This window comes from Streptomyces sp. NPDC004788 (assembly GCF_053601115.1).
Genome location: NZ_JBSGBF010000204.1, coordinates 1 through 2,522, shown reverse-complemented (window position 1 = coordinate 2,522; position 2,522 = coordinate 1). Strand labels below are relative to the sequence as shown.

At 69.9% G+C, this 2,522-nt stretch carries 2 protein-coding genes and 1 pseudogene; all 3 read right to left on the bottom strand.

What is annotated here, in order from left to right:
• Nucleotides 1-155: pseudogene (locus tag ACWEJX_RS37700) on the bottom strand (ABC transporter ATP-binding protein); the annotation flags it as partial.
• A 44-nt stretch (nt 156-199) separates the two neighbouring features.
• Nucleotides 200-1,309: an aliphatic sulfonate ABC transporter substrate-binding protein gene (locus tag ACWEJX_RS37695; protein WP_451611918.1), complete on the bottom strand. Its 1,110-nt coding sequence runs from the start codon at nt 1,307-1,309 to the stop codon at nt 200-202.
• A 217-nt stretch (nt 1,310-1,526) separates the two neighbouring features.
• Nucleotides 1,527-2,522: sulfate adenylyltransferase subunit 1 (locus tag ACWEJX_RS37690; RefSeq protein ID WP_451611917.1), on the bottom strand; the 996-nt coding region annotated here is incomplete at its 5' end.

Below are 2,522 nucleotides of genomic sequence, written 5' to 3'. Positions count from 1 at the left end.
CCCGGCGCGACATCGAGCGAGATGTCGTCGAGGACGAGCTGGCCCCCGGCGGGGCCGCCGAAGGACTTCGAGACGTGCGCGATGCGCGCGGCGTGGCCGACCGCGGCCGGGCCGACACGGTCCTCGGCCTTGGCGAGCGTCGTGGTCGTGGCCATGTGCGTCACCTTCCTGGGAGACCTGAACTCGGGCTGCGATCTGGTTACTTCACGCCGAGACCGGCGTCGGAGACCTCGGGCTTGCCCGCGGCCTTCAGGACCTTGTTGAGCGGCCTCAGGTCGTAGATGCCGTTCAGGTCGGGCTGCTTGAGGAGACCGGCCTTGACGGCGTGGTCGGCCTGCGCCTGCAGCGTGGCGGCCAGCGGGTCGTCGGTGAACTGGATCGACGGCCAGGCGGAGTCGATGACCTTGTCACCGAGCGCCTTGCCGGACAGCGCCTTCAGCTTGGCGTTGGCGGACGCCTTCGCCTTGTCCTGGTTGGCGTTGATCCAGTCGTTCGTCTTCACCGAGCCGCGCAGGACCGCCTCGACGACGTCCGGGTGCTCCTTCAGGAACTTCTGCGACACGATGATGTTCGTGATGACGAACTTCTTGTCCGGCCACAGGTCGGACTCGTCGAGCAGCACCTTCGCGCCCTCGGCGACCAGCTTCGAGGCGGTCGGCTCCGGAACCCAGGCGCCGTCGATGTCACCGGACTTGTAGGCGTCCGGGGTCACCTTGTTGTCGGTGCGGACGACCGAGACGTCGCCCTTGCCGCTCTGGGAGTCGACCTTCCAGCCCTTCTCCGCGACCCAGTCGAGGAAGGCCACGTCCTGCGTGTTGCCGAGCTGCGGGGTGGCGATCCGCTTGCCCTTGACGTCGTCCAGGGTCTTGATCTTCGCGGGGTCGACCACGAGCTTCACGCCGCCGGAGGCCGCGCCGCCGATGATGCGGAGGTTGCTGCCCTTGGACTTGGTGTAGCCGTTGATGGACGGCGAGGGGCCGATGAAGCCGATGTCGATCGAGCCGGCGTTGAGCGCCTCGATCTCGGACGGGCCCGCGTTGAAGGTCGACACCTTCAGCTGCGTGCCGCCCAGCTCCTTCTGGAAGATGCCCTCGTTGTCGCCCACCAGGGCCGTGGCGTGCGTGAGGTTGGGGAAGTACCCGAGCCGTACGGCGTCGGCCGAGAGCTTCTCGCCCTCGGCGGCCACCTTCTTCTCGTCGTTCTTGGCTGCGGAGCCGTAGCCGCAGGAGGCGAGCGCCCCGATGAGCAGGGGCAGTGCGACAGCGGCGGCCAGGCCGCGGCGCAGGGTGGTACGGGTGGTGGCAGGCACGGGAGGTGTTCCCCTCGATCAGTCTCAGTGAAGTCTGCGTTTATGTCGTCGCCCGAGAACGGGCGCGTGGAGCGGGTGGAGCGGCATCGCGCCGCCGCAGCGGCGCACGGAGGTCAGCACGCACATCGCGCGACACCTCCCCGGCCCGCACCGAGGGCGCCGGAGCCCACCCGGCCGCCCTCCTTGGCGAAGGTGGCCCAGAAGTCCTGACCGGTCATCAGAAGTCCCAGCCTTCCTCGTCGTCGACCGTCTTCTCGACGGCCTTGGCGGTGGCGAAGGACTCGCCCGCCATGCCGGCGGCGAGCGTGGTGCCGTCGGCCGGGTCGATCAGCAGGAACGAGCCGGTACGGCGCGAGTCCGCGTACGAGTCCAGCGCGAGCGGCTCGGCGGTGCGCACCTTCACCCGGCCGATGTCGTTGGCGACGAGCCGCTCGGGGTTCGGGTGCTGGGAGAGGTCGTCCAGCGTGAGCCGCGAGGGGATGTCCTTGACGATCGCCTTGACCGTGCGGGTGGTGTGCTTGAGCAGCACCCGCTGGCCCACGGTGAGCGGCTGGTCCGCCACGTGACAGACCGTCGCCTCGACGTCCTGGCTCGTCGCCGGGGCATCACCGGAGGGCGCGAGCAGGTCGCCGCGCGAGATGTCGATGTCGTCGGCGAGCCGGATGGTGACCGACTGCGGCGCCCAGGCGATGTCCACGGGCTCGCCGAGCGCGTCGATCGCCGTGATCGTCGACGTCCGGCCGGACGGCAGCACGGTGATCTCCTCGCCGACCCGGAACGCGCCGGCCGCGATCTGGCCCGCGTAGCCCCGGTAGTCCGGGTGCTCGGCGGTCTGCGGACGGATCACGTACTGCACCGGGAAGCGCGCGTGGCAGGCCGTCAGGTCGTGGCTGACCGGGACGGTCTCCAGGTGCTCCAGGACCGTCGGGCCGCCGTACCAGTCCATGTTGGCGGACGGCTCCACGACGTTGTCACCGGCCAGCGCCGAGATCGGGATCGCGGTGATCTCCGGGACGCCGAGTTCGGAGGCGTAGCTGGTGAACTCCTCGGCGATGGCGGCGAAGACGGACTCCTGGTAGTCGACCAGGTCCATCTTGTTCACGGCGAGGACGACGTGCGGGACGCGGAGGAGGGCGGCGACGGCGGCGTGGCGGCGGGTCTGCTCGACGACGCCGTTGCGGGCGTCGACGAGGACCACGGCCAGTTCGGCCGT